Annotated in this window: 24 protein-coding genes; 10 read left to right on the plus strand and 14 right to left on the minus strand. The window is 40.1% G+C overall.

Translation table 11 applies throughout. From position 1 onward, the window contains the following. Positions 1-228 precede the first annotated feature (228 nt). Both RRG12_RS33435 and RRG12_RS33440 read right to left on the minus strand, forming a co-directional pair. Complete coding sequence (locus RRG12_RS33435) at positions 229-954, minus strand: hypothetical protein (RefSeq protein ID WP_420762181.1); 726 nt, start codon at positions 952-954, stop codon at positions 229-231. A 39-nt stretch (positions 955-993) separates the two neighbouring features. Next, positions 994-1,161: a ribbon-helix-helix domain-containing protein gene (locus RRG12_RS33440; protein WP_163929116.1), complete on the minus strand. Its 168-nt coding sequence runs from the start codon at positions 1,159-1,161 to the stop codon at positions 994-996. 317 nt (positions 1,162-1,478) lie between these two features. Here RRG12_RS33440 and RRG12_RS33445 point away from each other — a divergent pair, with 317 nt between their 5' ends. The 7 genes from RRG12_RS33445 (at position 1,479) to RRG12_RS33475 (ending at position 6,822) form a co-directional block, all read left to right on the plus strand. Then, positions 1,479-2,048 (plus strand): hypothetical protein, encoded by a 570-nt coding sequence (locus RRG12_RS33445; protein WP_420762182.1) that lies wholly within the window; start codon positions 1,479-1,481, stop codon positions 2,046-2,048. A 590-nt stretch (positions 2,049-2,638) separates the two neighbouring features. Then, positions 2,639-3,148 carry a hypothetical protein gene (locus tag RRG12_RS33450; protein WP_114084608.1) on the plus strand — a complete coding sequence of 170 codons (510 nt, stop codon included), beginning with the start codon at positions 2,639-2,641 and terminating at the stop codon, positions 3,146-3,148. A 12-nt stretch (positions 3,149-3,160) separates the two neighbouring features. After that, entirely contained in the window at positions 3,161-3,829 is a 669-nt protein-coding gene (locus tag RRG12_RS33455) for a hypothetical protein (RefSeq protein ID WP_420762183.1), read from the plus strand. A gap of 46 nt (positions 3,830-3,875) precedes the next feature. Further along, on the plus strand, positions 3,876-4,151 hold the full coding sequence (locus RRG12_RS33460; RefSeq protein WP_420762184.1) for a hypothetical protein: 276 nt from the start codon (positions 3,876-3,878) through the stop codon (positions 4,149-4,151). Further along, positions 4,090-4,731, plus strand: coding sequence for a hypothetical protein (locus RRG12_RS33465; protein WP_420762185.1), 642 nt, complete (start codon positions 4,090-4,092; stop codon positions 4,729-4,731). Before RRG12_RS33460 ends, RRG12_RS33465 begins: the two co-directional genes overlap by 62 nt. Before the next feature lie 64 nt (positions 4,732-4,795). Beyond that, positions 4,796-5,365, plus strand: a complete 570-nt coding sequence (locus RRG12_RS33470; RefSeq protein WP_420762186.1) for a hypothetical protein — start codon at positions 4,796-4,798, stop codon at positions 5,363-5,365. Continuing rightward, positions 5,362-6,822 (plus strand): hypothetical protein, encoded by a 1,461-nt coding sequence (locus tag RRG12_RS33475; protein ID WP_420762187.1) that lies wholly within the window; start codon positions 5,362-5,364, stop codon positions 6,820-6,822. Before RRG12_RS33470 ends, RRG12_RS33475 begins: the two co-directional genes overlap by 4 nt. Before the next feature lie 232 nt (positions 6,823-7,054). Here RRG12_RS33475 and RRG12_RS33480 read toward each other — a convergent pair whose 3' ends face one another. Next, positions 7,055-7,414, minus strand: coding sequence for a hypothetical protein (locus RRG12_RS33480; RefSeq protein WP_420762188.1), 360 nt, complete (start codon positions 7,412-7,414; stop codon positions 7,055-7,057). A 190-nt stretch (positions 7,415-7,604) separates the two neighbouring features. Between RRG12_RS33480 and RRG12_RS33485 the strand changes: the two genes are divergently transcribed. Then, complete coding sequence (locus RRG12_RS33485; protein ID WP_420762189.1) at positions 7,605-9,938, plus strand: NACHT domain-containing protein; 2,334 nt, start codon at positions 7,605-7,607, stop codon at positions 9,936-9,938. A gap of 150 nt (positions 9,939-10,088) precedes the next feature. On the opposite strand, the gene RRG12_RS33490 is transcribed toward RRG12_RS33485, so the two are convergent. Both RRG12_RS33490 and RRG12_RS33495 read right to left on the minus strand, forming a co-directional pair. Further along, positions 10,089-10,415 (minus strand): helix-turn-helix domain-containing protein, encoded by a 327-nt coding sequence (locus tag RRG12_RS33490; protein WP_420762190.1) that lies wholly within the window; start codon positions 10,413-10,415, stop codon positions 10,089-10,091. Beyond that, positions 10,412-10,786 (minus strand): type II toxin-antitoxin system RelE/ParE family toxin, encoded by a 375-nt coding sequence (locus tag RRG12_RS33495; protein ID WP_420762191.1) that lies wholly within the window; start codon positions 10,784-10,786, stop codon positions 10,412-10,414. Before RRG12_RS33495 ends, RRG12_RS33490 begins: the two co-directional genes overlap by 4 nt. Positions 10,787-11,210: 424 nt before the next feature. Between RRG12_RS33495 and RRG12_RS33500 the strand changes: the two genes are divergently transcribed. Then, a complete protein-coding gene (locus RRG12_RS33500; RefSeq protein WP_420762192.1) occupies positions 11,211-11,780 on the plus strand; it encodes a tyrosine-type recombinase/integrase in 570 nt (189 codons plus the stop codon). 128 nt (positions 11,781-11,908) lie between these two features. On the opposite strand, the gene RRG12_RS33505 is transcribed toward RRG12_RS33500, so the two are convergent. Genes RRG12_RS33505 through ribA form a run of 3 tightly spaced genes read right to left on the minus strand, consistent with a single transcriptional unit; the run spans position 11,909 to position 13,953 of the window. Continuing rightward, positions 11,909-12,772 carry a dCTP deaminase domain-containing protein gene (locus RRG12_RS33505; protein ID WP_420762193.1) on the minus strand — a complete coding sequence of 288 codons (864 nt, stop codon included), beginning with the start codon at positions 12,770-12,772 and terminating at the stop codon, positions 11,909-11,911. Continuing rightward, positions 12,759-13,319, minus strand: a complete 561-nt coding sequence (locus RRG12_RS33510; protein WP_420762194.1) for a hypothetical protein — start codon at positions 13,317-13,319, stop codon at positions 12,759-12,761. The genes RRG12_RS33505 and RRG12_RS33510 overlap by 14 nt, the downstream gene beginning before the upstream one ends. A gap of 49 nt (positions 13,320-13,368) precedes the next feature. Continuing rightward, positions 13,369-13,953, minus strand: a complete 585-nt coding sequence (ribA, locus tag RRG12_RS33515) for a GTP cyclohydrolase II RibA (protein WP_420762195.1) — start codon at positions 13,951-13,953, stop codon at positions 13,369-13,371. 153 nt (positions 13,954-14,106) lie between these two features. Here ribA and RRG12_RS33520 point away from each other — a divergent pair, with 153 nt between their 5' ends. Beyond that, complete coding sequence (locus RRG12_RS33520) at positions 14,107-14,676, plus strand: tyrosine-type recombinase/integrase (RefSeq protein WP_265278265.1); 570 nt, start codon at positions 14,107-14,109, stop codon at positions 14,674-14,676. Between the two features lie 194 nt (positions 14,677-14,870). On the opposite strand, the gene RRG12_RS33525 is transcribed toward RRG12_RS33520, so the two are convergent. The 6 genes from RRG12_RS33525 to RRG12_RS33550 form a co-directional block, all read right to left on the minus strand. Beyond that, a complete protein-coding gene (locus RRG12_RS33525; protein WP_420762196.1) occupies positions 14,871-15,977 on the minus strand; it encodes a hypothetical protein in 1,107 nt (368 codons plus the stop codon). Positions 15,978-16,729: 752 nt separating this feature from the next. After that, positions 16,730-17,002: a hypothetical protein gene (locus RRG12_RS33530; protein WP_420762197.1), complete on the minus strand. Its 273-nt coding sequence runs from the start codon at positions 17,000-17,002 to the stop codon at positions 16,730-16,732. A 232-nt stretch (positions 17,003-17,234) separates the two neighbouring features. After that, a complete protein-coding gene (locus RRG12_RS33535; RefSeq protein WP_420762198.1) occupies positions 17,235-17,357 on the minus strand; it encodes a hypothetical protein in 123 nt (40 codons plus the stop codon). Positions 17,358-18,075: 718 nt separating this feature from the next. Then, the gene (locus RRG12_RS33540; RefSeq protein WP_420762199.1) at positions 18,076-20,946 is read right to left on the minus strand and encodes a DEAD/DEAH box helicase; all 2,871 of its coding nucleotides are present in this window, start codon (positions 20,944-20,946) and stop codon (positions 18,076-18,078) included. A 132-nt stretch (positions 20,947-21,078) separates the two neighbouring features. Further along, positions 21,079-21,468 carry a type II toxin-antitoxin system VapC family toxin gene (locus tag RRG12_RS33545; RefSeq protein ID WP_420762200.1) on the minus strand — a complete coding sequence of 130 codons (390 nt, stop codon included), beginning with the start codon at positions 21,466-21,468 and terminating at the stop codon, positions 21,079-21,081. Next, the gene (locus RRG12_RS33550) at positions 21,465-21,704 is read right to left on the minus strand and encodes a hypothetical protein (protein WP_420762201.1); all 240 of its coding nucleotides are present in this window, start codon (positions 21,702-21,704) and stop codon (positions 21,465-21,467) included. Before RRG12_RS33550 ends, RRG12_RS33545 begins: the two co-directional genes overlap by 4 nt. Positions 21,705-21,725 lie beyond the last annotated feature (21 nt).

Here is a 21,725-nt window from a genome sequence, read left to right on the forward strand (position 1 = left end):
AGCTATCCCGAAAGTAATCTTTTAGTACAAACGTTCAAAAATATAATTTGATAAAATTTCTCAAACGCTGTTTACATCTGGTGAGCCAGTGTGTACATTGGCTTTACACCCAATCATGTACGATAAAATTACTGTTAGGGATATTAATTAGGCCTTCAAACCCGATAACCCCAATTCCGTTTGAAAACCTCGCTGTCCTACCGGGACGCGGGGTTTTCATTGTTTAACCTATAAGTACTTGGCTAAAGTCGCCTTGACAAACTCAGTTACTTCCTCCTGTTGAATAATAAATGCAGTGCCTTTTCTTCTAGGAGCCAGAATTTTCATATTTCCAACTTCAGAATAAAGGTGTGAATTGTGATCAATAGCCGCCTTGGTGGGAGGCCATAAGACCAAAACTTTTGCTGAGGGCGTTTTTGTAGCTTCACGGGAAGACATTGCAAACAAGTCCCTGTTCTTGCTCAACCACTTCTCGTAATCTGCCAATTCAAGCAGTGGGCAAGGACTCCAAACTTTTAGTCCATGTTTGTCTTTCCTCTTGATCTGCAAAACCTCTCTAGCTTCGTTGTAGACAATCTCCTTATCTCCTATTGAGCGAATCGAGATAAACAGGTGAACTTTTCGCTCAAATCTCACAAACAAGTCGATAGGATTCTTGTCCTCTAGCTTTAGCACTGGAAAGACTTGTATCCCCTGGCTTTTAAACTCATCCAAAAGCAGGGCTGTTAATTTTTCCAGCCGTGCAAGTTTTTGAATTCTTATCAATGGCTTGTAAGCCAATGCAAAAGCTGCCCAGCCTACCGGAGTAATGAAGCCGCCTGTAGCAAGTGCAGTACCGCTAATCGCCAGAGCCAAAGCGGATTCGTAGTCTTTCGCCTCCCTAAGCATCTCTAATGCCGCTTCGTTGTGCGGCGGGAGTTGAAAATCGCTAGGTGGGTCTTTCAGGGTCAACATTATACGCGATCGCCTTTTGTTTGCTCTGAGCCGATAATTTTATTTGTTCTCTTTTTTTCGTTCTTTATATTGAGCTATCCAATCCGCAAGTGCGATGCTAGCAAGATTGGAAACTGATCGTTGTTGCTCATCGGCAATTGCTTGTAGGTCGTCTAATAATTCCTGTGATGCCATATAAATTGTTAATCGTGGTTTTTTTGTAGCCATTACGCATAGAAAGTATGCTTTATGGAGCTATTAAATACCACTTCTAAGCTATTTGCAATTATTGTAAGAGAAGTGTTGACACTTTGCTTAACTTCACTTACTATATTAGTGTCAAGGTTATCGATACGTCAATAACTTAAGGCAAACGCAAGTAAGACCCAAGCGCAAAACGCACTTGGCGAGTTCCTTTCGAGGGTTGCAAGGGTTGCAAGCGCTGTTTTGACAGAATTCAACTATTCACAGCAATATCTGTAGTGCGTCCGCTCTATATCTGCGGTCGCGGTAATTGTGCGTGTCTGCATTAGGACAGAGGATTCATGCATATCAATTTACGCAACTTAGAAGCAATCAACGAACTACCTCTTGAGAGAACAATGCTTAATCAAAATCAATTACGAAGGTTAGAAGCAATAGATCGCTGGCTCAGAGAAATCCGAGATTCTCAACAATTCAGGCAACTGGAATACTCTCCAGATGTCACGCTAGGCGACGCAATCCAAGCAGTAGATGAATTACTTGACGAACATGAACCCTATGATTACAAGCCCACAAATTTTACTGATGAGCAGTGGCATTCATATCTAGAACAGAAGCCAGTAATGCACATTCGCCGTGTGAAGACTTGGGGTGAAAAGATTAACTCATTCATACTTAATGGAGCGTCATCAGTAGCAATTGTGAGCTTGGTAACTACTAGTTTTATGGTTGTTGGTTCTATCTTTTGTCATGGGTTTGACCGGATTGAGGAAAGTAGAGGCGAGGAATATCAACCCACATGGATCTACAACGCCAAAATTTTTGAAGGAAGTGCGATCGCATCTATCGCGGTTTTCTTGGGTGCAAGCTTAACAGGCGCGTGTGTCGCGGGAGATAAAAATGATGATTGATAAAGAGCTTATAGGATGCGTCACGCTATTGAGCCAGAGCAAAACTTACTGGATTAATGGAACGCTGTACAGATATTTAACAAGCAGTGACAGTATCAACCACACACAATATTATTTCCGTCCTTTACCGCGTCAGTCTAAGAGCGCTGACTTAAAGCTCAATCGTGACAAAGTGCTAAGGCGTTGTTATGAAATTCCGAGCTTATATAAACAGCACACAGCAGAGATAAATCACAACTCAATACAGTTGAGTTTGTTCTAACCATTGGTAACAGATACTACCGCGCGTCGCGGACAAAGGCTTTGGTACAAGCGCGTCAACTAGTTCAAAAGGGGCGTATTCGCGGGGGTAAACGAGAAAGTGTCAGTAAGTCTTAAAAGCTGACAAACCTTGTTATTACGTGGTTATAGCCTCGGAAAAGTAAGTTCTTCGTGATTTGTCAGATTTATTTTCCAAGGTTATTGATAGTCGTCAGCTAACTGCTCATATCAAATAACTGGATTCAGCTAATTACATACATCAAATACCTTGGACTTATCTGGAATGGCAGTTAATTTTATACACACTTAAGCATTAACCAGGAGAAAATGTGGCGACGAAAGAGTATATAGCTAAGTATCGCCAGTTGAAACAGATTTACGAGCGTGAGTTAAACAAACAGATTGCTGATATTACTTGGTATCGAGTGGTAGCAACCTTAAAGCAACACTTCAGTTTTGAAGTACAGGCAGTTGATGCTCAAAAGATAGTTGAGGGTTTCGCTGGACTAAAACGGCGCTACGGCAGTTTTACGGGTCGTGGTGAGGGGTTTACGGAACGCTGGCAAGCATTTAGACATTTCTATGAGTTAGATGCTCACTACTCAGGCAGACAGTTTTTAGAAATTCTTGCAGACTATCTAAAAATCAATCTTGATGACGTACCGCGTAGCACTCGTTACTACTGGTTTGAAAAAGCCGGACTATCTTTTAAAGCTGAAAATACTTACCACTGCAAAGATTTAGCGCTTGTTGCGTTTGTTGCTGCTAAATGGGCAATCAACAGACGACCGCAGCCCATGAAATCCGCAACCATCGAAGTTTTAACACTAGCCCTCTAAGGAGTAATCATCATGTCTGACAAGTTTACTAACAATGTCCGCGCTCGTTTGTACAAACAGGGTTATCAAGGATTCACCAAGGACGATTACACAACGGCAGCGATCGCTGTTGAGTGCGATGACCTTAACAATCCAACCAAAGAGCAATTGAGTCAAGCCGTTGACTATCTCAAAGTCAAATCGACAAGCCAATTATCTGTAGTTGATGAACCCGTTGAAGAAACGTTTCTAGTAGGGTCAGAAGATGTACAGCCTGACCCGGAACTTGATAATAGTCAGCTTACGGTCGCTTCCCAAGAGATTAACAGCATCACTGTAACAAGCTCAGATAAGCGTCAAATTGTAACAGCCCAATCATCGGCGCTGGGGTTTGAATTAACCGAACAAGAAACATTAAGTATCGCTTCCGAGGTTGACGACACTTTTACCGACTACAGCCAATTTATCAGTACTGTAACGGCTGCAATCAAGAACTACGTTGATCAGAAATTTGATTTCATTGAGCAATCATTTGAAACTAACGCCCAAGACTTGCGAGAACACGTAAGCAACAGGGCTTCTAGATTAAACCAAAAGGTTAACAACTTCTCAGGAGACATGAAAGCGGATATGGGAGTCATCCGCCAAAACATTAAAAGCACCCAATTCTCAATCCTCGCAAGGCTCAACGCGGCTCAATAGTAATGAATTGACGCTGCTTCAATGCTTGGTGATTCGGTGGGTGAGAATGAGCTACTTCTCAAGAATTGCTGTTAGTTTGGGTGCGCTCGGTGCTGTGATTTTACCCTTGTACAACTGCTTGTATCTGCCAATACTAGAGTATTCAAGCTATCAGCAATATCTCAAACGAAAGTCAAATATTGAGCAATATGTAAGGCGAATGGAGTACCACTGCAACCAAATATTTACCCCAGAGAAGGAATATCGCTGTGAAAAGTTCAATGAAGCTAAAGAATCTGGTAACTTCCAAATCACGCCACCTAGAGCGCCAATTAAAAACTAAATTCAATGCATCCAGCAACTTAGTAGTCAGAGCGCTAACAGGTGATAAATCAGCCCTGAAGCTGATAGGGCAAATGGGTAATGACGGGGCAAAGATTAGTGAATTTGCCCCACAGGTGAGAGAGCAAATGCTAGCCGCTATCAAGGGGACTGAAGACTTAAATATAGTCCTAAGCGATATCTACAAACAAGCAGGTGTTAGCTGCGAGAAGATTGAAAGAGCAGTACAGTCAGCGATTTTAGCTGATACTCATCTAGCTAACATCCTAGAAGAGATGAAGCTTGATTTCACTTCATCCAAAGAGAAAGAAGCGCTACGCCATCAACAAGCAACAGACCATCTATTGCTGAAGGCTTGGGTGGATAAACACATGATGCAAGTTGATGGTGAATATAAGATGTTGCAAGCAGAATTGCAGACAGATATTAGACAACAAACAATTGACCTACAACACGATAGAGAACTAGGTAACTATTACTTAGAAATGGGTGATAACGCTCGTGATGATTTCAAGCCGAAAAAACAATATGCTGGGCGCTCAATTGTACAAAAAATCAAGGACGCTCTAATAGGTTTCTAATAACTAAACCCGTCAGTAACTTTAGCCGAGCGCTGACGGTTTCGAGAAATACTCTGATACAGATATGACATACGACATTGAAGAGTCACAAGAAGAAGTAGTAAGCGAAATCGCCCCAGATACGCCGTTACCAAAAGACTTGATATCACATTTAGAGTCGCGCAAGCAGCACCGCAAAGACGTTATCAATACAACTGAAAAACTGACCAGATTCTTTGTCGGTTGGTCGCTAAACTCTACGGGATTCTTTATAGCTAAATATCTCTTAATAACTGGCGGCGGCGTTAATCTCTGGCTGGCAATTTCGCTCTCATTTTCTATATGCAGCGTTGGCTCTCTCGCTGGGCTAACGGGCTTGAGAGTTAATTACAACACTGACGGATTAGAGGTAGATAATATGCAAAATCTTATAAAAACTGCTGGTGGCTTAGTGTTTGCAGGTATCACAACTTGGTTAGCAGTCAAAGACCATCAATATTTTGAGAATTTAACTAAAGAAACAGTCACGCAGATTAGCCAAGACATCCAAACCATTGAAAAACAGAACCCGCAATCAGACCCTTGGGTAAGTATTGCAGTCGCGTTGGCTTTATTTATTGGCTCTATTGCAATTATTTTTAAGGGGCGGGGATGAAACAAGGTGTTTTCGAGTTAGCTCTGGCTGGTGTGTGTGGTGTAGCTGCAATCATCGGGCTGGCAACATCGCAAACACGCCAGCCCTACGATTTAACACAGATTCAGTTCTGCCCAAGGTCAATAAACGGTGTACAAAGTCAAGTAGCACTAGATAAGCGTTTTTGTAATCAACCGCGTTTTGTCCTCACTGAAGAATGGCAACGCTACGGATTGTATGGCAGCATCATTCCCTACAAGGGCGATGCTATTCAATGGGTGCGTGATTTGCCCACAGACAACCCTAATCAATTGCTTGGATATGGGATTGCGGTTATTGGGCTATGGGGTGTCGTGGGTTGTTTGCTCGTGCGTTGCTCCCGCCTCAAGCGCACGGATTATGAATTGGGCGAACTCGAAAAGACTGGCGACTATGCAACTTGGCAGCATAATAAGTACAAACGTGAAGTTAAGCAGCATTCAACCCAGCTTTATACTGAACGCCTGAAAGATGGATTAACTGATCTAGACGTTCATTCTCGTAAAGAATTAGGGCTAACCGATGAGGATAACGAACGCGCCAAGGCTCGAATTCAGCTAGAGGATTTTATGAAAGCCCGTGCTGTTAATCATTCTGTGATGGATAAAACCATCTCTGAGAATCTTCGAGACAGGGCAAAAGCGGATCAGGAACGCGGCAAGATTGAGGGTAAAACCAAGGGAGCGATCGCAGAAAATGACAATCAGCAATCAGTTGACCAGCAACGGGCAAACCAACTGATAGAAGCGCTCAAAGCTCATGAGGATGGATGGTTGTGGAAGATTATCGACAACCTAACCCCTCTGTGGTTAATCGGTCGTCAGGGGTCAGGTAAAACTTACACGAGCGCGGCTATAGCCCTTGTTAGAAAGCATTGCTTAGGGATTCCCATTTACTACTTAATTGACCGTCACGCGACTGGGGATAACTCTAAAGCATGGCGATATCTTGATACTCAAAACATAGCTGAGTCCGAGTTAGAGATAGGTACTGCGCTTGATGGGCTGTGTGAGCATTGGCTATTAAGAATTAAGGGTAAAAATGACCTAGAGCAATCTGCAACTATAACGCCTGAACAAGTGCTTATCGATGAGTACACCAACCTGAAATCATTGATTGGTGAACCCGCAGAAAAGTTTTACAAACTGCATCTGACAGATACTAGGAAAGCAAAAGTTTATGTGACTGGTATTACCCACAATGACACAAATTCCAGCTATCCAGAAGGGACGCAAGCAATGAGGGAGGCGGGTACAATCCTCATTCAAAAATTCTCAGCTAATGGTAAAACCCCATTGTCCAGAGTCAAGATTGTTCGTGGCTTACTTGATGATAATGGGGAGGAATATCTAGAGGCAGAGCGCACACTGCCAAGCTGGTTTAATCCAGAGGATATTTACAATCATTTCAACGGTAAGCCGATTTATTTTGATGCGTAAATTTATGCGCGACCACCCGTGCAACTAGAACATTGTTAAGCTTGCTAGCGATTCACACGCTACAAAATGACGGAATATCATCCCGTGGACTCGATAACACGTCCGCTTATGGCAAGGTAATTATGGTAGGCGGGTGATCGTTCGTGGCTGTTGCCCCCGGTGTTAGCGAGATGCTATATCTACCCAAAAATACAGTTAACTTAAGTCAGGGAACCGCCTCCCTGAATATTGATTACGACCCTAAAGGTCGATCCTCTTCAATCATCTGTTGTGTTTCAGGTAGATTGAAATTTTGAGATTGGGTCTGTTGTTGCTTAGTGGTGATTTTAATGGTTGAATTAATCTGCTGAGGGTTAACGGGAGGTTGGACTGGTCTTAGTGCGAGTACCAGGAACCCAAAGAACATTGCTGCAATAACTACGAGCGCAACATTATTACTACCTTCTTTACTGGCAGCAGTAACTAGATGCTGTAGCAGTTCCATAAACTGCTGTTCCCCAGAAGCGCCAAACTTGCCTGCCCTTTTCAACATGGATGTTTTAGCAGAAGCTGGCTTATCATTGGAGTACCGAGGTGTGCGATGAACAGACATAATTGTCACCTTGTAATTTTAAATGTTTTCGATACCGCTCGTATGGGATTAAATTATGAGCGTTTTTTTGTATGTCATTATTCTGCCAATTGCTTCAACACCTTGTGGTAAGCCTAAAGTCAGCGAAGAGTACGAAAAAGTAAGTTATAATTACGAAAAATTAGATTACTTAGTTCTTAGTTAGTTGACTATGGACTCAAAAAAAGTCTTAGAAGATGCTGATAACGCGTTATTTAATAAGTCAGGAAAATATTTAACAGATTTACAGAAAAAAATTCTACAGGAATCTTTAGAAGGTAAGAAATATAAACAAATTGATGGCTACGATGAACAGCACATTAAGAATGAAGGTGCGAGATTATGGAAACTTCTTTCAGAAGTATTTGATGAGAAAGTTAATAAAAGCAATTTTCGTGCAGCATTAAAACGCTACCAGATGCGTAATAACCAGACTATCTCTACTCATAATATAGAGAAAGAAATAGATGTAATAGAAAAAGATATAGACATACTAGTGCAAGAGGTGCGGGATAAAATACGCCCATACATACAAGAACGTTGTGGAGCAATGAGAGTTTTAGATATGCCTCATTCTATCGGTTTAAATGACATTTTTACAGATGTCAATATATTAGAAACTCTACCAAGAAATAGACGCTTAAGTATAAATGAAATTTTAGAAAATTTTGATCCTGATTCAGATGATTTTGCTCGTCGAGGACTTGGTAAAGTTAAGGAAAAAGGAGTACCAGGATTAGATGTAGTTAAACGATATCCAAGACTAATGGTTTTAGGGAAACCAGGGGCTGGAAAAACAACATTTTTGAAGTATTTAGCTATTCAATGTATTGGTAATGATTTTATGACAAATCGAGTACCAATTTTTATTACTCTTAAGGATTTTGCTGAAGCCGATAATCAGCCAGATTTACTAACCTTCCTCAATCAAATATTTGCTTATTATGATGTAACGACTAATCAAATCAAAGAATTGTTAAAGAATGGTCGATTTTTGATTTTACTTGATGGGTTAGATGAAGTAAGGGAAGGAGATAGTCAACGAGTTTTAAAACAAGTTGAAGATTTTAATAATCAGTTTTATTATTCTAAGCAATTCAAATCAGATCAGGCTTCTTATCTTAAAAGCAGAAAAAACAGATTGGATAAACTAAAACAAAAACATAATAAAGAACGTGAAAACCTAGAAACAGAATTAAGAAAAATAGCTGTTCAAGAAAATTTAAAAACAATTGATCTACTGGAAGAAGAAAAAAAACGTAGAAAAAAACAGGAGGATAACGAAAAAGAAGATTGGCAATATTTTCACTTAGATTATCCAAATATATTAGAAGATGTAGATCAGGGATTACAATTTTTAACAAATAAAAATCCAGATAAGTTTTATATAAATCAATTTATTATTACTTGTCGTATTGCAGCGCAACTATATACATTTCAAGGATTTACAGACGTAGAAATTGCTGATTTTAATGATCGGCAAATTAAAACTTTTGCTTATAAGTGGTTTGAAAGAAGAAACCCTTCCAAAAAAAAGAAATTTATAGACAAGCTAAAAACATTCAATAAAATTAAAGAACTTGCTAGCAGTCCATTATTACTAACTCTACTATGCTTGGTTTTTGAAGACTCAACTGACTTTCCTTCAAATCGTTCAGAACTTTATAAAGAAGGAATATATATTTTGTTAAAAAAATGGGATGCTCAACGTAGTATTGAGCGTGTTCAAATTTATCAAAATTTATCTCCATCTCGTAAGGAAGATTTACTAAGTTACGTTGCTTTTAAAACATTTGAACGAGGAGACTATTTCTTTAAGCAGAAGGAAGTTGAGCAATATATAATTGAATATATACGCAAGCTAAATTTAGAATTCAATACTAAAAATAATTTAGATAGTGAAGCTGTCCTTAAGTCAATTGAAGCACAGCATGGTCTACTATTAGAGCGAGCAAAAGGTATTTATTCTTTTTCTCATCTAACTTTTCATGAGTACTTTACAGCTAGAAAAATTATTACTACTTCTAATCCAGAAAGCCTAGAAATTTCTTTAAAAAATCTTGCCAATCATATTACTGAGAAACGCTGGCGAGAAGTTATTTTATTGGCGGTTGGAATGTTATCTGATGCGGCTCGTTTATTACTTTTGGTAAGAGACTCTGTAAATAGGCTTATAGAAGGAGATAAAGATAAACAAGAAATCTCTAGATTTATGATGTTAATTAATGAAAAATATAACTTTCAGGAGAATTGTTATTATAAATCAGGTTTAAAAACTTTATCTTATGCCCTTAATCATGACCCTAATTCTAGTAAAATTTTGCGATTGAGTGACAAGCATTGGGAGCTATTACGACAGTATTATGATGCTAATGTTTTGTTAATAGAATGTCTAAATAGTGATTGTTGTGTTAGCCCAGAAGTTCGACAGGAAATAGAAAATACCTTATTTCTACCTATAGTTGAGATTGAAAGGAGGAAACAAGGAAAAACTACAAGACTTTAGCTACAAACTAAAAAAGATATCATCCGTTAGAGCTTGAGAAATTAAATTTTAAATAGTCCTGTTCTCCAGTACTGGATAATGATGTTGATATTGGAAAGTGCCATTTTATGTACCGTAAGAATTAAGAAATTTTCAGGCTTCCATCCTTCCCTATAGCGATATCACAGTTTCAGTAGATTCGCCCTGCGCGTGACGAGGGCGAAGATGTAAGGTGATTTCCGTATCGAGTCGCTTGAGGAAAATGAGGAGTTTGCCCTCGCTGAATCGTTGAAACTCTCCTTTCATCAAATGAGATACTTCCGGCTGCGGAATGCCAAGAAGTTCGCTAATTTCACGCTGTTTCAGGTTGCGTTGTTTCAAAAGGCGGAGTACCTGAATCCCTATCTTTCCCCTAGTAAAAAGTTCATCTGCATTCTCTAAACCGAGGTCAGCGAATACGTTGCCACTGCTTTCTTCAAAAATCGGTTCCTGAGTCATTGTTGTTTCTCCCTGGCTACCGCGTCCTTATAGCGTTGTTTAATTAGTGAAACATCAGCCTGTGGGGTTTTAATTCCCTGCTTTGATTTCTTTTGAAAAGCGTGCAGGACATAAATTCTCTCTGCAATCTTTACCGCATAGACGGCCCTGTAAGTATCGGTATCGTAGCGTTTGACGATTTCATACACCCCACTCCCAACCCCCTTAAAAGGCTTGGCATCCATTGGTGTTTCCCCTGCTTGCACCAATTGCAGTGCATAGCCTACTGATGCACGCACCTCTTGAGGAAATGAGCGGATATTTTTGAGAGAGTCTCCCATCCAAACAAGAGGTCGTAAAGGAATTTCTATAATATCCTCATCATCTTCCATCTTATATGAAATTTCCTATAAAATCAGTCAGACAATAGCATGAAATGTCCCCCGCACCACAAGAGAGCTAAATTTTATTTACAGTTGGTTTCCTTCTAGACTGCCGTGTAGACGCTGGTGGAGAGAAAATTGATATCGGTTTTGATAGCAACGATGGATCAACCAGGGGTATAGAAGCAGTATAGACAGTTGAGCAAGCCGCAACATGAGCAAATCTATGGCGTGCGGATCATACCTGCAAGTGGTAATCGCGCTGCAAACATAAGCAAGTTTAATCAGCCAACGGAATAATGAGGGTTGTAGCGTTCGTGCTGTCGGGCTGATTGATAAGTCTGGGTTAACCGGGTGTCATCCCTCACGACATATTAAGCTTTTCGGTCACTTACATTGTGTTATTGCGGTTAGACAATGTAGGCTAGACCCTATGAAAATAAATCGTTTCGGCAGAGCAGAAATCCTTAGCCCTGACCAAATTAATGTCCTATTTAGCGAGGGCTTTGTCAACCCACGCGATCGCGCTCTATTTGGCGTGTGCCTTTATGCTGCTTGCCGGATCAATGAAGCTTGCACGTTGGCAGTAAATGATGTGTTTGGCAGCAATGGTGTTAGAGGGGTGTTGGTGTTACGTAGCGTTAACACCAAGGGCAAGCGAGACACCAGGGAAATTCGAGTGCATCCAAAGCTTAAGCAATATTTAGAAGAGTACAACCCCAATCGCCGTAAGGAGTTTTTGTTTCCGGGGCGGCATGGGTTAGGTCACATTCACAAGGTGAGTGCTGACAAAATCCTCAGAGATACCTGTGTGCGGCTGGGGATTGAGGGGGTGAGTACGCACAGCTTCAGGAGGACTGCGTTAACCAGGATGAGCGATGCGGGGATACCGTTGAGGCACATACAGGAGATATCGGGACATCGCACACTGGCTGCTTTGGAGCGTTATCTGGGTGTTACCGAGAAGCAGAAACAAAACGCTATCTCTGCTTTGGATTTTTGAATAGGTTCAAAATTTGGTCATACGGGGGGTAAAATCACATTGGCGAATACGGAGGTATGACGAAATACGTGCAAAATGACCCACGCTGTAAAGTTTTGTAATGCAAAGTTTCAAAACTCTTGATTATTCTATTTGTTTTTCATTGAATTGATTATAGATATAAATAAAGACACTCCAACTCCCACAGTGGTAACTTGCCACATAAAAATATTTAAACCATACGGAGCATTGAGATTTAAAACTGATTGTAGCCAATTCCAATACCACTGAGCGGTGAACCCGATTAGTATCAATCCAATTGGAACTATCAGCAAAATCTTTGTAACAAACTTGGATAACTTTTCCCTTGTAAACTCCTGAAAGGAAGTAAGCAAAAAGATAATTTTGCCAGTAACAATATCGTATATAGTAGGCTTCTTGGCTTCCTGAACCAAATCCTCAAAAGATTTCTTTGATGTCAGATTGTTGCTATCAGCTAAATATGACAGCAAACCATTTGCAAAATATTCACCGTAGATTTCTCCATACTGCCTTGCAACAGAAATTGGATTAGTTATAGGGCCATTAAGAGTTGGTGTATTTACTCTGTGAAATATTAAAGTCACAAACCTAGACTCCACATCCAGTTCTACAGGCTTGTCGCTAATGTTAGAAATTAGAAATGTCAGTTGACCGCCCCAATTCGGATCAATGGTAGTTGAATTTATATAAAGACCTCTAGCAGCAAGTGAACCTCTAGCATGTAAAGTGCCTGCAATTCTTCTAGATAAATAGACATGCTCTTTCGTAATAATAAATGTTGAAGTTCTAGCAGGAATTAAAATCTTTCCAGTTCCTTCTGAAACAGTACTTTGATGTCCATCACTAAGATTGATCGCATAGCCAATTCTTAGATCGTATCCTAAAGGAGAAATACAGTCTTCCCCATATGGGTATATGACAATCTCTTTATTTAAGAGATACTTAATATCTTGATCGCTAAGGATGCTCATGATTAAGGCTGGTTACTATAGAGTGAATCCATTGCGATATTTCACTTGCTTTATCAGGAAGGTTGGTAAGTACAATGGCTGATTTATAATCATTTATTGTTTGGTGATATTTCACGTAGTAATTTCTATATTCTTCCAAGATACATCCTAATCTGTCTATACGTTCTGATTTTTTGATTTGATGTATCAACTGCTCTTCATCTCTAGGTAGAATGATAAAGCTCATATAATTGTAGTCATCTAGTAAATGCTTTTTGGAGACAGAGAAATCAAGCACCCAATATTGATCTTTTGACCTCATAGCCATTTCAATTTCTCTTTTTGGAGTTCCATATTTATTTCCAAAGAAATTGTTTACACATACAAAGCAATTACCTCTTTCCATTTGAGAAAAGGTTTCATGGCTGACTGATATTTTTTCGACCTCCCCAGTTCTTAGAGGTCGAGTCATATACGTGGGAATAGAGAACCAGCCGAAGTTACTTGTCAATTCCTGGATCAGTGTAGATTTTCCCACGCATGAAACCCCAAAAAAGATTACAAGCATATATTATTTATCAATACTTTATCTGAAAGTTTTAACCGTGTTTGCAATGCTATAAATTAATAAGATGTCCTCTGCTAAGTTTATCCATATATGTCTTCTTCAGTTCTTCATTGCCGCTTGTATCAATCACTAAACGTTTTGTTCCTGTAATATTAATTCCACTGCTTTTCAAGCTATCCATCTTTTGTGGATTGTTTGTTAGGAGAATAATTGATGTGATTCCTAAATTTTGTAGTATTTCTACTGCACATCTATAATTTCTGGCATCTTCTTGAAATCCAAGTTTTAGGTATGCCTCCGTCGATGTCATACCTTGTTCCCGAAGCTTTGTAGTACTTAGAAGTGCAAAATGACCGTTGCTTCTCCCTTCTTGTTCTAGCCAAATAACAATTCCTTTTCCCTCTCGCTCAATCAAAAACTGAGCCATTTCCATTTGCTCACGGCAATCACACTCAATGCTATTAAATACATGAGCAGATAAACAAGATGAATGCACGCGACATAGAACGTTCTCAGAGTTATTTACATCGCCCATCACTAGGGCTACCGATTCTTTCTGTCCGTCGTAATAAAGAATTTCTAGGAAAGTACCAAACTTCGTTTTGAGATAACCTTCTTGCAAACGGACTATCATATTTTTGGCTTGCTTTATAAAGAGTATATATCGCGTATATTTCAGGAACGGATATCATTCATTTACATATAGATACACACTCTAAATTGATTTTACGGAAAATTGAAACTACTAGGGTGTCCAGCGAGATTAAGACAATATAAGCTAGACCCTATGAAAATAAATAGATTCGGCAGGGCAGAAATCCTTACCCCTGACCAAATTAATCTCCTATTTAACGAGGGCTTTGTCAACCCACGCGATCGCGCTCTGTTCGGCGTGTGCCTTTATGCTGCCTGCCGGATCAATGAAGCTTGCACTTTGGCAGTGAAAGACGTGTTTGGCAGCAACGGTGTGAGGGGGGTGTTGGTGCTACGGAGCGTCAACACCAAAGGCAAGCGGGACACCAGGGAAATTCAAGTGCATCCCAAGCTCAAGCAATATTTAGAAGAGTACAACCCTAACCGCCGCAAAGAGTTCTTGTTTCCCGGTCGGCATGGGTTGTTACATATTCACAAGGTCAGCGCTGACAAAATCCTCAGAGATACCTGTGTGCGGCTGGGCATTGAGGGCGTTAGTACTCACAGTTTCAGGAGGACGGCGTTAACTAGGATGAGCGATGCGGGGATACCGTTGCGCCACATACAGGAGATATCGGGGCATCGGACTTTGGCAGCTTTGGAGCGATATTTGGGTGTCACCGAAAAGCAGAAGCAAAATGCGATCTCTGCTTTGGATTTTTGACTATAATACTGACAAAAAAGTAAGAAATTTTTTTCTTACTTAACTTAAAAGCTTAATAGATAAGACTTTAAGACAGATACGACCTCGTAGTGTAGTTAAATACCTAGAATTTGTGCCTTCGCCCCGAAAGGCGAAAGCGCCTCAGTCCTTGGGTTGAGCCAAAATATAGGCTATTTTTCATCTCCTTGGAATCCCTATTTAACTAAGAATTTTTGCAATAGACCAATTAGGGGAGGAATTAGAGGGGTAGGAACAGTGACGAGATATCGACGGAAAGTTTGGACATCAAAGGGCCACACAGGAAATTCATCGGTCATGGTATATAAGGTGCGTAGCTGCTGGATTTTTTCAGTTCTTTGCTTTAGTGTTTCTGAATCTTCAGTCAGGCAGATATGAATCTCTGAATAAGCAGCCTGAAACTGCCGAGCAATCTGGTGCAAAAACTCCACCTTAGCCTTCTCCATGCCATTATGAGCAGCGAATAACGGGCCAAAGAAACAAGTGATTGACAGGACAATGTACAACGGGATGATGAAGTGAACAAACCAGTTTTCTCGCCAACTTCCTTGTGTGATGAACTGATACTCTACGGCCCCAACCCAAATTCCAAAAACGGCAGCAAGATAGGCAGTTTTCAGCGAATAATGACTGAGGGAGCGCAGTCCCCCACAACGATCTGGATGGAGAGGATTAACATTAAGTTTTTTCTTTCCCAAGATGTGGTGGAGAACCCAGATATTCGTGATCAGGTTGAGTACCAAAACAGTACCCATGTAAGCTATTACAAAAGTTCCGACTGTGGTAACTAAATTCGGTAGCAGACCTGAGCCACTCCAAGTTTTATCTAAACCAAATCGGGTGTAGAAGACAAAAATACTAAAACTTATAGCACTACCTAGCGCGATAAATCTACGCCACCTCTGGTAATACGGGTTGAGCGCAATCAGATCGATTTCTTCTGGATTATCGGTTTCTATCACATTTGATATTTTAAGTTCTTGAATTAAGTTGTTGATAGCCTGAAAACTCCATAGATAGTACCCTAGAAGGATCGGATTGAAGAATATTAGTGCGATCCAAGGAATCAAACTTTGCAGTAATCCCACCTGTTGCGGTTTTGACCACAACGTATCGCTGACCCATGCGGTAAGTAGGGCAAGCCCAGTAGAGATTGCAATTGACACCAGCCCAAAAGGCAAAGGCGAGAGACGAAACTTTTCAATCAATAGATATGCAATAGGTTCAGAACTATAAAAGGTTCTTTCCTGTAATAACCTTCTTTTCTGTAATAACTTGCTCATAGCTAAAAATTTGGCGTTGCTGAACGGAAGTATGGAACAGGTGATCATACAACTCTATTTTTATCTTCTTCCAAGTATTAGTCGTATTACAGTTGGAATAATGAAAAGTATTAAAAATATTAAAAATCCTAAAAGTAGTCCCATCGATATCCTTTAAGTAATAAAATTCTTTTTTTGACACTTCTACACTTTACCCTATTGTAAAAAACTGGGGAAGCCACGAAGAAACAAGCGATTGATTTTTTGAATGTGCCTTATATTAGATTGAATTTTATGTAGTAACAAAAGTCATTTTTGCATAAGGAATTATCAAAATCTACTAACAGAAAATAAAAATGTAAAAAATATTTATTTGGATAGATAACAAACTTGATAACTTTAATTGCAAAAACTAATATATAAGTGCAAGTCATTGTAACTTATGCAGTTTTTAACAAATCTGCAATAAAACTTTTAAAATTATCTAAAAATTCCTTAAATTGTAAGTATTTAACACAATCAGAAGATATTTTAAAAGTATAAAGCAGTCAAAAATCAATCATAAATTTCAGTAGATTAGACAACAATTAGCACAATCCAAGCAACTCTTAAGCATCTCTCACAAACTGCAACGCACTACTTCAAGTGGGTTTTGGAGTGTATGCCGGCGACTGTCTATAGGTCTTCATAAGTGGACTTGTTCCGGCATAGCTCCAAAACCCGCAATTCTTTATCAAAACCCGGTTACATAGTAAAAGGTTTAATGACAAAATTTAGTACGGTTTTTTCTTCCATCCTTTTCCTATTTTGAGTATCCATTCTTGACGTTTTTCAATCTCTTCTATTTCTGATGCTGTTTTTCCTGCTTTCTCTCTTTCCAATTTTTGGTAGTACTCTCCCATATCTTCAAGAATGGCAGGTTTAACTGTTCGTGTATAAATTTTACTTGCTGCACCTGCGGTCTTTGCTGCGTATTTGATGCCTACTCGATTTGCTTGTATCTGTTTAGCAAGCGTGGAAATCGTCGAAATAAGATTATTTAGCATATAGAAAGCCTTGTTTTTGGTTTTCTGTCAGTTGTACAGTGACTTTTTATTTGTCGCTGTGCCAAATTAATGTCATTGAGGGTCTAAAGCCTGAATTTTCTAGCGTTCAACTTAGAAGCACCACAGGGAACTTACAGGCTGTACCAATACAAATTGTTGCAAGCCTAAAGTGGGTAAGCCTTAGCTTGATGATAGGAATTTGTCTCAACGCCATTTAATTTGTTACTGTACATTATTTTTCTTTCGATGCTTGCGTGTCTTTCTCTTTTTGCTCTTCTAGCACTTGAGCCTTAACTAACGCAAATCCAAATTTTCCCAATATCCCTATTACCGATACTATAAGAATTGTTTCCATGAGTAAAATCCTAATTTACTTATTACAACAGCAACAGTTGTCACCAAAGTCGTTACAGCCCAAAGACGTTGATTTAACAATAATGAATACACAGACTTTTTTGGCGATTCCAGAAAACATATTTCACCGTTTTTCATCAAAAATGACTATTTTGTGATTTTTTAGTATAGCGATTATTGTTAATCTAAAATACATAATGATGCTAACAGTCCTAAATTATCAAGCTATTGGCAGTTTAATTAGCATACAAACTAACTAGTGATTATAAGTATTAATTTTTTTGAAAATTTTTAAAGGTTCAGTAATTTCTCTAGCAAAAAATTTCAGTTTATTCTTACCCTAAAAAACTAAGCTGTGACACAGCTTTTAGCTTGTCCTCATCAGCAGGGCGGTCGATCATGTCAATAAGGCTAGTCTATTCTCAATAGAACTCAAAATAAATTTATGTACTGCACCAACAACCAGACAGCCAGGGCGTGTTTTCCCTTTGAAGGGCAAACTCTACAAGGGGGCATGGAAATACGAAGTGACAAAAGGGGACAAAGTATTTTATGTTCCTGATGAGCAACAGTTGAAAGTTGTTGTTTACTATGCAGGAAAACATCCTTCCCCTGCACCCACACCGTAATTCGTACCAATAAAGAAGAACCGGAGGTTTTACTTAAGCGATGGTCTGATCAGTTACTTTGCTCTAATACTTTACTGATTCAAGCCCCACTCAAGTGCGAATCTCTCCATGTTGCCGAATATGTTCAACTAACCGCTTAGTTTCACCTCCAGCTAATTCTAGTTCCCTAACATTCCCCACTAAAACAAACAAATCCTTGGCCCTACTAACGGCTGTATTCAGTAAATTGGGTTTGCGGTTGAGGAACCAAAAACTATGCTCTTGGTGACACTGGTAAGGAGAAAAGATAATAGCTGCTTTCTCTCCCCCCTGGAAGGTGTGAACCGTGCCAATATCATCCCAAGAAAAGTTTCGCCAACGGTTAGAGAGCCGATACTTGAGCGCGTTAGCTTGCTGCAAAAACGGCGACATTACCCCAATTGTCTTTGAGTTATCCTCCGCGCTAACAGAGTAACCTTGCTTTAGCAAGGACGCTATTACAGCTTCTACAGCGTTGATTTCTTCTGGATTAGTGTTATGGGTGTGGCTTCCCTCAACATGGTAAGCCAGTAGATGCGGCTCTGTTGCCGTCTGGCGATCGTCGGAAAGAATTTGCAGACCACCGGGATAGTTGGGGCTGCAAAACTGGATAATGTCCGGGGTGCAACGGTAATGATTTCTCAGAATAATGCCATTGCCTTTGTCCCCTTCAGTACCACTAGCACCAGCAGCACGATGATAAGCGGTAGCTGTGTATTTGGCGGTGGGGGCATAGCGATAGTAATCTTCATTCCTCATGCCCCGATCCAGAAAGGCAGTTTTAAAATATTGTTTGATGGTATCGTCGCTCATATTGACGATAGGCTCAATTTGTTGGGGGTCGCCTGCTACTACTGCCTGTTGCGATCGCACCAGCAAAGGAAATAATTGATGTATAAGAGTTGTCCCCGCTTCATCCACCAGTGCCAGCTTGATGATATTAGGCTGAAGAATTGGCAACATATTACGCATTGATTGAAGGGTGGAGGTAATGACAGGGAAAATCAAGCTCAAGTCACGGTAAATGGCATCACTATCAGTTGACAGTTTTAGCAATGCCTCTCCATCCCCAGCTAATACACTGCCGTAAGTTTCTAATGCCCTCATAACGCTATCCTTGCGTCGGAGAGTTTCTTGCAACAGAAACACCCAGGCACGTTGAAATAGTTCTAGCTGCAATTGGTGGTAGTCACGGTAAAAACGACTGTAGAAATCAGCTTGGGGGTAACTATCAAGTTGTTTTTGGATTTGTTGCTGTTGAGCAAGCTTTAGCTCTAGTTCCTTAGTTAAAGCCGCTATTTGGTTTTGAATTTCGCTGAATGTCCGGTTAAGATTCCGCCATTGCCGTGAGAAACCGATTTTTTGGTTAACAGAGGTGATTGCTGTGGTTAAACTAGAGAGGTCAATGGGTATTTGAAAGGGATGCGCTGTTGCTAAGGTGTTTAAGACAGCCGCATTTACCCGATTCGCCAAACGCTGAAAAATTCGCTTATTAGTAGTAGCATTGAGCCAGTCTAAGGCGCGTTTTGTGATGGAGTCTGAATCTTTTGGCAGTTCTCGTTCTGCCTGGGTTAAAGCTTCTTGTATCTGCTGGTAAGCATCAATGGGAAAATTTTCGTAATCACACACACTTGATAGCTGTTCAGTTAGGGCTTGTAACTCGGCAGATTTAGCAGAAATATCGTCATTGAGTAATTGTATTTCTAGATCCAGTTGCGATCGCCGTTCAACATCAGTGACTTTTTGAGCAGTATTAAAGCGGTCTTGCTCTTGGAGTTGCTGAATTTCACTTTCTGCTTGCATTAATTTGAGTTTGGCTTGTTGCCAAGCAGATTGATTAAATTCAGTATTACGCAGCCAATCTTGGGTTGATTGCAGTTTGGGTAAGGTTGACTTACGGATATTAGCTTGATTGCCGCCTGAAAGATAAAACTGTTGAGCAGGAGAATCTATAGCCAGTCGTTGTTGGAATTTTTTAACGGTGCTGTTATTAGCGCCGACAAAGAATATTAAATTATTTATATCATCAAGACCCTGAACAAGCCGTAACGCTCGATTTACTACTTGCTGTGCTATGAGGTGCAGAAACACCTCCGTTTTTCCAGTCCCCGGCGGCCCACAAACAGCAGTTAGTAAATTTTCTTGGGTGTGTTTAATAACTGATGCTTGAAATTCATCAGGCGCATGATCCGGGAAAGCTCCCCAGAACATTACCTCATCTCTGGGTGATTGTGGCTCTCCCCATAAGTACTGCATGGCTGGGTGAGTTTCAGTTAGCCATCCAGCCTTAGAGTCAAGTTGTTGAAGTTCCTTGAATATTTCTTGTATGTCAAGTTTCAGAAGGGCGTTATAGGGTGTAAAGTCGCAGCGAAGCAAATAAGGTTGTCGAGAGGTTTTGTACTTCCCTTCGGGTAAATCTACCAGTTCAAGAAAGTCTCGAAGCGTTGGGAATCTTCCTTTAAATGTATCTTCTAAAAATTTTCCAATTCCTGACGCAACAATCAGTGATTCGGCTTGCTCCTCCTCTAGTCCGTACAGCCTCATCAAATTAACAACCACTGGCTGAAACTCGTATTCGGTCAAGTCCCAGCCAGTTTTGCGGTAATTACCTTTGAATATGGGTGAAATATCAATTGTGAACAGAGGCAGGTATTTCAGCTTTTGGTCTTTGCCCTTGCCGTTGATTATATAGATTTGTGGGAAAGCAACAGCCATCTGAACATCATTTTTGTTCCCTCTTTTAGCTGCTTGTTGCTGTTGCTGGAATTGCGTAAATACTTCGCTATCTAACAGTAACTTGTTGCCAACAAGCTGCACTCCCTTATCTACTACTTTTGAATAAATATCTGAAGAACGCTCGACCTCGGCTTGAGTCAGTTCTTCTAACCTGATGTAGGCTAACCAAGCTTGTACTATCTGGATAAGTTTTTCTGACTCTAGCATAGGAACACTTGTGGGAGCGACTGTACTACTGGCACTCTGACTAACTTAATATTTTTTGTCGTTTATCGCCAACATACCGAAGTAGTCAGCAGTTTTCCACAAAAAAATTAACAATTATAATTGCTCAGAACGTTATGAAAGCGTTACCACACCAGAATAGTTAAGGATTTTCGCGTCAACAGTTAACATTGGACACCCATAATTTCTGGCTGTAGCTACAATAATTTGGTCAAAAGGGTCGCTATGAAATCCGCTTAATTGAGTTGAATCAACTACTATGGGCAGGGTTAAATTTAATAGCTCTACTCCGGGATAAGCCAAAGCTGTTTCCAACCATTCATTAACTGAACAAGAAAAAACCAGCCGATTTTTTTCTACTAATTTGGCGACCTCCCAACAAGAAACAATACTTACTCCCAAACCCTGAAATTGATATTCTTCTATCCAAGAGCGATACTTTGTAGTTAGTTTGGAGTTATCATCAACCCACCAAACCCAGATATGGGTATCAAGTAAGATCATTGCAAAACTTCCCAATCTGACAAGGCAACAGGTTCTGTTGGATCATCGTAACGGATTACTTTACCGCGCATTGGATAAAGATTTGTGTCTGGTTGGATAGGCGCTGCTCCTTTATTTTGTGGAGTTTTAGCTGACAGAATAATCACCTCCACAGCATCCCCCGCATGAAAAGGTAAGCCCTGTAGCATCAAAGTTCCATCTTCGGTTAAAACAGCTTCTATTTTGTGAGCTTCCATCTTAGTACTCCTATTTATTAA

This window comes from Nostoc sp. CALU 546 (genome assembly GCF_048836525.1).

Excerpts from the sequence above, each read along its gene's own strand:
- RRG12_RS33520 (WP_265278265.1), top strand. The coding sequence starts at position 14,107 with ATGAAAATAAATAGATTCGGCAGGGCAGAAATCCTTACCCCTGACCAA.
- RRG12_RS33475 (WP_420762187.1), top strand. The coding sequence starts at position 5,362 with ATGAAACAAGGTGTTTTCGAGTTAGCTCTGGCTGGTGTGTGTGGTGTA.
- RRG12_RS33510 (WP_420762194.1), bottom strand. The coding sequence starts at position 13,319 with ATGCTTGTAATCTTTTTTGGGGTTTCATGCGTGGGAAAATCTACACTG.
- RRG12_RS33470 (WP_420762186.1), top strand. The coding sequence starts at position 4,796 with ATGACATACGACATTGAAGAGTCACAAGAAGAAGTAGTAAGCGAAATC.
- RRG12_RS33500 (WP_420762192.1), top strand. The coding sequence starts at position 11,211 with ATGAAAATAAATCGTTTCGGCAGAGCAGAAATCCTTAGCCCTGACCAA.
- RRG12_RS33440 (WP_163929116.1), bottom strand. The coding sequence starts at position 1,161 with ATGGCTACAAAAAAACCACGATTAACAATTTATATGGCATCACAGGAA.
- RRG12_RS33505 (WP_420762193.1), bottom strand. The coding sequence starts at position 12,772 with ATGAGCATCCTTAGCGATCAAGATATTAAGTATCTCTTAAATAAAGAG.
- RRG12_RS33490 (WP_420762190.1), bottom strand. The coding sequence starts at position 10,415 with ATGACTCAGGAACCGATTTTTGAAGAAAGCAGTGGCAACGTATTCGCT.
- RRG12_RS33535 (WP_420762198.1), bottom strand. The coding sequence starts at position 17,357 with ATGGAAACAATTCTTATAGTATCGGTAATAGGGATATTGGGAAAATTT.
- RRG12_RS33530 (WP_420762197.1), bottom strand. The coding sequence starts at position 17,002 with ATGCTAAATAATCTTATTTCGACGATTTCCACGCTTGCTAAACAGATA.
- ribA (WP_420762195.1), bottom strand. The coding sequence starts at position 13,953 with ATGATAGTCCGTTTGCAAGAAGGTTATCTCAAAACGAAGTTTGGTACT.
- RRG12_RS33445 (WP_420762182.1), top strand. The coding sequence starts at position 1,479 with ATGCATATCAATTTACGCAACTTAGAAGCAATCAACGAACTACCTCTT.
- RRG12_RS33460 (WP_420762184.1), top strand. The coding sequence starts at position 3,876 with ATGAGCTACTTCTCAAGAATTGCTGTTAGTTTGGGTGCGCTCGGTGCT.
- RRG12_RS33525 (WP_420762196.1), bottom strand. The coding sequence starts at position 15,977 with ATGAGCAAGTTATTACAGAAAAGAAGGTTATTACAGGAAAGAACCTTT.
- RRG12_RS33485 (WP_420762189.1), top strand. The coding sequence starts at position 7,605 with ATGGACTCAAAAAAAGTCTTAGAAGATGCTGATAACGCGTTATTTAAT.
- RRG12_RS33545 (WP_420762200.1), bottom strand. The coding sequence starts at position 21,468 with ATGATCTTACTTGATACCCATATCTGGGTTTGGTGGGTTGATGATAAC.
- RRG12_RS33480 (WP_420762188.1), bottom strand. The coding sequence starts at position 7,414 with ATGTCTGTTCATCGCACACCTCGGTACTCCAATGATAAGCCAGCTTCT.
- RRG12_RS33455 (WP_420762183.1), top strand. The coding sequence starts at position 3,161 with ATGTCTGACAAGTTTACTAACAATGTCCGCGCTCGTTTGTACAAACAG.
- RRG12_RS33435 (WP_420762181.1), bottom strand. The coding sequence starts at position 954 with ATGTTGACCCTGAAAGACCCACCTAGCGATTTTCAACTCCCGCCGCAC.
- RRG12_RS33495 (WP_420762191.1), bottom strand. The coding sequence starts at position 10,786 with ATGGAAGATGATGAGGATATTATAGAAATTCCTTTACGACCTCTTGTT.
- RRG12_RS33550 (WP_420762201.1), bottom strand. The coding sequence starts at position 21,704 with ATGGAAGCTCACAAAATAGAAGCTGTTTTAACCGAAGATGGAACTTTG.
- RRG12_RS33540 (WP_420762199.1), bottom strand. The coding sequence starts at position 20,946 with ATGCTAGAGTCAGAAAAACTTATCCAGATAGTACAAGCTTGGTTAGCC.
- RRG12_RS33465 (WP_420762185.1), top strand. The coding sequence starts at position 4,090 with ATGAAGCTAAAGAATCTGGTAACTTCCAAATCACGCCACCTAGAGCGC.